The following is a 6,343-nucleotide window of genomic DNA, read 5'->3' as shown; positions in this document are numbered from 1 at the left end:
TTAGGACGAATTCGTTAGCTACCAAAAGTAACGACTAACCGAGAAGCCCCCACTTCAAACAGTCCGTTAGGGCGTTAAGTGGCGGGTAGTTCACATATAGTAGATTTTAAAGATGTTATAAGTGGGGTTCTTATAAAAAAAAGCCCTCACAATGAAGTGAAGACCTTTATTCATTTAATATCCGTCAGTATGGCTATGAGTGTATTGTGCGATTTTATCCTCGCTAAATTAAGATCTTAACCACCATGATTTCCGTGAGCATATTGAATAACATCAATAGCTTTATGTGTTTCTGTAGGGGATTGGGCACCAAACATTAAAGTAAAAATAGTAATTACACCAACTAAACCGAGAATTGCCTTTTTCATTTTAATGCCTCCTTCTCAATAACTTTTTTTCCTGCTTGAGAACATGAATAGAAATAATGACTTGCTTTAATATGGTTATTCTCTTTATAAAATGCAGTAGCAAGATATTCTTCGTATTCCTTAATGAATTCAAAAAGTTCTTGCTCTTTAAAATATGATACGCCTTTTAACACTGTCCTTTCAAGTGCTTCGGCAGGAAAACCTCCATTCATTGCATCTAATATTTTAAAATGGTGAAGATACTCTATATTTTCAATCTCTTGACAAAAGGAATATCCTTTTGCTATGAGATCTTTGGCAACGGAGTGATTTCCTTCCTTCATGTGTTCCCTTGCCTCAATAAAAAGTGCCTTATAATTGTTAGGCATTTTTTGATTTACTTCTGAAAGATATCTAATAGCTAATGGCGAAAGGTTTTGAGTTGCATACATTAATCCTAAATTTTGACGCACCATTAAAATAAATTGCCCTTCGTCTATTTTTTGAAACATATCCATTGCTTTTGTAAAATATTCTTCAGCGAGCTCCCATTCTCTCAAATGAGTACAAGCTAAGCCTATAAGATTATCACAGAATGCTACATTGATCTCATACCCAGCATGTTGAGCAAAGATTTCTCTTGCCTCTGATACTTTTTTATAAGATAAGAGTCCTTGATATATGTCATAATGGAAAGCTCCAACTTTATAATAAAATTCTGCTTTTTCCAATTCATCAGGAATGCAGTCTAAAAGTGTTTCTGCGTTTTCATAACTCTCTTTTGCAATTTGATATTCGCCAATAGTAGAGGCATGAATCCCTTTGAAAAAGTGATAATAATAAGCTAAGAAATTATCTGTAGGCATATCAAAAGCCTCAACTTTGTCAAAGCTGCTTTTGGAAACACTTAAATTATCAATTACAAATTGATATCTAAAATCTAGTAGTGAGTAGTAGAGTAATAAATCTTGATCTTCTTCAATACTATGAATCTTAGAATCAATTATTTCTTTTAATTGATGTGCATTACCTATACGCCTTGAGCGGATTTCAAGATACCAATCGTTTAATAGCTTTGTAATTTCATTATTCCCCTTAGCTGAAACCATCATTATATATTCCCCCATCCCATAAAAGTCTACTAATGTTATATATTACCATTATAGCAAAGTATCCAGTTTTTTAATTTTATTATACTTATTTTTCAATAAAATTCAGAAAGATAAGTTATTTATGATAGTCCAATTATATTTGATTCATAGTTCTCTCATTAACAATTCACGCAAACCTGATGTGATTGAAGTGAGTCGGAAAATATTACGCTTGCGTGAAAGGGGAATGAATAAATATGAAAGCGGAACGGATTTTTGAGGGTACTAGTGCAGATGGTATATGGAATAAGGCTTATTCAAGGTAAAAGAATGTATCTATTCTTATAGGGGGAGTACCACATCACCATAAAGTTCAAATTTTATAATGACCCAAAACGAAAAAATAGAGTCTTTTATAGCTATGAAGTTCATTTTTATCGTTTTGGGGCCACCTATTCCGTTAGGTTGATGGGTATGGGATACCGCCACATCGCTATCAAGCTTTAAAACAAAATAGCTCCTAAAATGAAAAAATACACTATTCATTTTGTAGAATCATAGGGAAAGATGGCGTTTTTGTATGTGTCTATCAACTTGAGATGAATTTCACTTCTTCGTTGGATCCCTACATATTCTTCAAACATTTGCAAATGAGTTAGGATTTGCAAAACTTAAAAATAATTATGGTGCACAAGAATTGACTGCTTTATTTAATTTGGATTAGTTAATATGTGCATTATATACATTTTAAAAAGTATAATTTTTTCTGAAACTCACTTGTAACTTTCATCAATTCTGTTTTATGAAATAATCTTGAGAAAATATTTATTTAAATAAAAAATTAACATTTTTTCAATTTCCTGTAATTTTAATTAAAGGTATTCTGTTAGTGTTATACAGATGTATCTGTCGAACTATTCCAAGTATGAATCTAGTCTGGCTATCAACAGAATATTCCACATACCATTGAAAAAGGGGGAAGTTTATGCAAAGGGTTTTTAAATTCCTGTTTATGTCCGTTTTTTCGGTAATTTGTGTTTTGTATGTTCAAACAAACGCTTTTGCCGCACCAGCATACGAAGGAGTTGTCAAAATGAAGCAGCCTTCAGGCGAAACTTTTGAGGGCACGTTACATGGAGATGAATGGTTCCACTGGGTAAGTACAAAGGATGGCGACGTACTTTTACAAGATCAGAAGGGATATTGGAATTATGCTGAGCTTACATCAGATGAACTGAAATCAACGGGTACAAAATATAAAATTGATAAGAAGCCATCAATGGCGGTAAATGAGGGAAATTTGAATAAGTGGATAAAAAAATATAACCCTCAAGCAAAGAAAAAACAGGAGCACATGAATAAATTACAAAAAGAATCACTAAAAAATATTGATGGAACTGTCACTCCAGTTTTAGGGACAAAAAAAATACTTGTTTTGTTAATTGGGTTTACAGATGTTGATATTGCATATAACGATAACGACTGGAGTAACAAATTCTTTTCTACAAATCAAAAGTCAGTTAAGAATTACTATAATGAGGTAAGTAACGGAAAAGTACAGATAACTCCAGCTCCTGAAACATATGGTACTCAAAATGATGGAGTGGTTAAAGTAAAATTAGATTACGCTCATCCGAGTACATCGGGAAAAAGTATGGGTACGGTTATAACAGATGCACTGGCTAAAGCTGATTCTCAAGTGAATTTTGCTAGTCTTGATACTAATAATGATCAAGTCGTTGACTCTAAAGATGGCTTCTACATTGTAAGTTTTCTTGCTGGTAATGAACAGGCTGCTCCTGGTGCTCCACTTCCTTATATTTGGGCACATCAGTCGTATGCTCCAAATACAAATCATGATGGTGTTACGGTATCGGGTATGTATACGGCGCAGGGTGAAAAACAATATGGTCATATGGAAACGATTGGTATCCCTGCTCACGAGTTAGGTCATTCCTTTGGCTTGCCAGATCTATATGGTGATAATAATCGTGTGGGTAGCCTAAGTATAATGGGTAATGGATCTTGGAATAGTCTTCAAGGAGAAGATTATGGAGCTACACCCGGTCATATGGATGCTTGGTCAAAAGTAAAATTAGGATTTGTAACACCAAATGTAGTAAATACCACTAATAACTTTACTCTAAATGCGATCCCAAATAACTATAATGTGTTAAAGATTCCTTTAAAGGATAATACGTATTTTTTAGTTGAGAATCGTGCAAAGGTCGGGTATGATGCGAGCTTACCAACAAATTCTGGTGGTATTGCGGTTTGGCATATTGATGAATCTATGAATAATAATTCCAGTGATCCTCATCCTTTCATTGATATAGAGCAATCAGTCAGTGAATACCAAGACCCGTTCTATTATACGAATCAAAATCATGCTGCTACCTTTGGTCCAGACACTAATCCGAATAGTAATACCTACACAGGAGAAAAATCAGGAGTAACGATTACAACGACAAGTACAAGTAATTCTGCCATGAATGTAGCAGTCACAACAAAAGAAGCTAGTTTAATTCCGCAAACAAACTGGACACTAAAATATGTAGATAGCTATAATTGGTACAATTTAGGTACGTATGCCTTTGATGGAAACAAAGACACATTTTGGCATACAAACTGGAGCCCCGTAGCTCCAATGCCGCACGAGATTCAAATTGATTTAGGTGCAATCTATAACCTCTCCAAATTTAGCTATCTCCCAAGGCAAGATGGTCAAATCAACGGAACGATTAAGGACTATGAGTTTTACGTTAGTAGTGATGGAGTGAATTGGGGAACAGCTGTATCCATAGGTGTTTTTGCCAATAATACTAATTTGAAAGAAGTCAGCTTTGCAAACAAGACAGGTCGTTATATTAAACTACGTGCATTAAGCGAGGTAAACAATAATCCATGGGCAAGTGCAGCTGAAATCAATGTATTTGGAGTGACTCAATAATATATTTTTGAGGATATCTATTTAAATTATTGATACGCCATTTCAGGAGATTATCATCTGCTGAGAGTTCATTCAGCCTTTGATAACCTCCTTGTTTTTCTAATGTGGATTAGCACCAAATGCCCATCAAGCCAATGTTTTGAGGCACCTTCAAAACAAAAATTCTATCTCTTGACATTTATTTATGTTAATTCAGCGCGTTTTTTAGAGATTAATAGAAGAACTTTTAAAAATTTTGCACTTTCTTTATCAATTGTTCAAAAAGAATAGTCGTAACTGTCATAGACATAAGAAGATGCCCGTCTTTGATATTCTAGAGATTGTGTATAAAACGACGATGAAGCATAGACGAGCTGCTCAGTGAAAAAATTGTATTTTAATAGGCTTCTTTAGCATGCCTACTTTTTTATCACTTGCTAGTTTTTAAACAAGAGTCACTTCGTACCTAGTAAATTACTTGGCTAGCTTGATGGTAATGGGACCTCAATTAGGATTGTTTCTGATGAAAAAACAATTTGTTGAATAGATAGTTAAAGAAGGCTTATTTATTTCCCTTTAGATTGAACTACTCACCACTTAACGTCCTAACGGACTGTTTGAAGTGGGAGATTCCTGCGAACACCGATGTATCCATCAGTTATCTTAGCAGGCTCTACCCGCAGTCCCTACGGTGAGAACATAAGTATCTTGTACGCTGACTCACCACACTCCCTACTTTAGCTTGGTTTTCGCGATTTTGAGAAGCGTGGGGCGATAGAACGTTGAAGATTTTACGGTTGCAACGTTTTTCTGCAACCAACCTCATATCTTCAGTTTTCGAAGAGCAATCTGTACAAGTAAATGATAGCAAATATGTTGGCTTATGCCAACCGACATTCATCTCCCACCTAAAATTGGTGTTTCACACCTTCACATTTTTGAAGAAGGAGCCTTCTGTCGGAAAACGATAAAATCTCTCCTAAAACGAAAAAATATGAACAAAATAATAAAAAGGCTCATTTCTATTTCTTTTTTAGTTTCTATTCCTTAGTAAAAGAACTTAGTAGATGAAAAGGTTAGATTGCACAATTAATTGGGAGATAAGTACAAGTAACTTTGAACAATATTAAGTTCACTATTTTTATGGTGCTCCTTTTTCTATAACGGTAAGTTCAATTTATGTTTCTATTAAATAAAAAATACATCCCTATAGGGATGTATTTTTTATTAATAATAATGTTATAAATTATTCTACATGAACAGATATACTTTTAGATAATACTTGCATTGAGAAAGGAACTCTAGCTTCAAAAGCTATAGTGTTTGTTGAATTTGATGTGTTTGAGAAGATGTAAGAATCCTTGATACGTAATCTAAATGTTTTTTCAGATCCGAATGGACCAGTATAAGAACTGACTTCGTCTAAAGAACTTCCCGCATATCTAACACCATTAACAGTTAAAGCCTCAGAATATGAATCCGGTGTGCCTACTTCACTAACTTTTACATAAAGGTAATCGCCCTTAAGAACAGGAATAGATAAGTAAGAACTTGCACTATACATTTTGTTATTATCGCCTACAGCACTAATGCTAACACTTCGTAGTGGAGAAGAATCCGCCTTTGAAACAGATGGTAAAAATGCTAGTGTAAGTGCAAAACACATAGCTAAAATGCTCATAAATTTCTTCATATTAACAACCCCTTAGGTATTTATTTAACATCCTGTATTTTACAGGTTGAAAATGTAAATTTCAATATCTTTATATAAGGAATAATTATGTAATTATGCATATTTAATATAAATCGCACGAAAACTCGGATACATAAATAGCTAAAAGAAAAAGGAGGTTTCTTTCGAGGGTAGGGGGCCTCTTTGCTCTTGGTAACGATAATGAGATGTTATACGAACCTGACATGTATAGAGTATACAACAAAAGTCAAACAACAAATCACTCCTTTTAAATGGTAAAATA

Annotated in this window: 4 protein-coding genes and 1 pseudogene; 2 read left to right on the top strand and 3 right to left on the bottom strand. The window is 34.1% G+C overall.

Going from position 1 to position 6,343, the window contains the following annotated elements:
* Positions 1-236: 236 nt before the first annotated feature.
* Both QO049_RS25710 and QO049_RS25705 read right to left on the bottom strand, forming a co-directional pair.
* The gene (locus QO049_RS25710; protein ID WP_016090607.1) at positions 237-368 is read right to left on the bottom strand and encodes a hypothetical protein; all 132 of its coding nucleotides are present in this window, start codon (positions 366-368) and stop codon (positions 237-239) included.
* Complete coding sequence (locus QO049_RS25705) at positions 365-1,459, bottom strand: response regulator aspartate phosphatase (protein WP_284489617.1); 1,095 nt, start codon at positions 1,457-1,459, stop codon at positions 365-367. Before QO049_RS25705 ends, QO049_RS25710 begins: the two co-directional genes overlap by 4 nt.
* Before the next feature lie 236 nt (positions 1,460-1,695).
* Between QO049_RS25705 and QO049_RS31015 the strand changes: the two are divergent.
* Together QO049_RS31015 and QO049_RS25700 are read left to right on the top strand one after the other, a co-directional pair.
* Positions 1,696-1,784: pseudogene (locus QO049_RS31015) on the top strand (helix-turn-helix domain-containing protein); the annotation flags it as partial.
* A 639-nt stretch (positions 1,785-2,423) separates the two neighbouring features.
* Positions 2,424-4,388 (top strand): M6 family metalloprotease domain-containing protein, encoded by a 1,965-nt coding sequence (locus tag QO049_RS25700; protein ID WP_284489616.1) that lies wholly within the window; start codon positions 2,424-2,426, stop codon positions 4,386-4,388.
* A gap of 1,225 nt (positions 4,389-5,613) precedes the next feature.
* Here the strand turns inward: QO049_RS25700 and QO049_RS25695 are convergent.
* Positions 5,614-6,060, bottom strand: a complete 447-nt coding sequence (locus tag QO049_RS25695; protein WP_098295942.1) for a hypothetical protein — start codon at positions 6,058-6,060, stop codon at positions 5,614-5,616.
* Positions 6,061-6,343: the final 283 nt, after the last annotated feature.

Source organism: Bacillus sp. RB3 (genome assembly GCF_030164735.1).
In the GTDB taxonomy this organism is placed as follows: domain Bacteria; phylum Bacillota; class Bacilli; order Bacillales; family Bacillaceae_G; genus Bacillus_A; species Bacillus_A cereus.
This window is presented reverse-complemented; position numbering and strand designations above follow the sequence as displayed.

Coding starts and splice junctions, on each gene's coding strand:
- QO049_RS25710 (WP_016090607.1), bottom strand. CDS start 368: ATGAAAAAGGCAATTCTCGGTTTAGTTGGTGTAATTACTATTTTTACT.
- QO049_RS25705 (WP_284489617.1), bottom strand. CDS start 1,459: ATGATGGTTTCAGCTAAGGGGAATAATGAAATTACAAAGCTATTAAAC.
- QO049_RS25700 (WP_284489616.1), top strand. CDS start 2,424: ATGCAAAGGGTTTTTAAATTCCTGTTTATGTCCGTTTTTTCGGTAATT.
- QO049_RS25695 (WP_098295942.1), bottom strand. CDS start 6,060: ATGAAGAAATTTATGAGCATTTTAGCTATGTGTTTTGCACTTACACTA.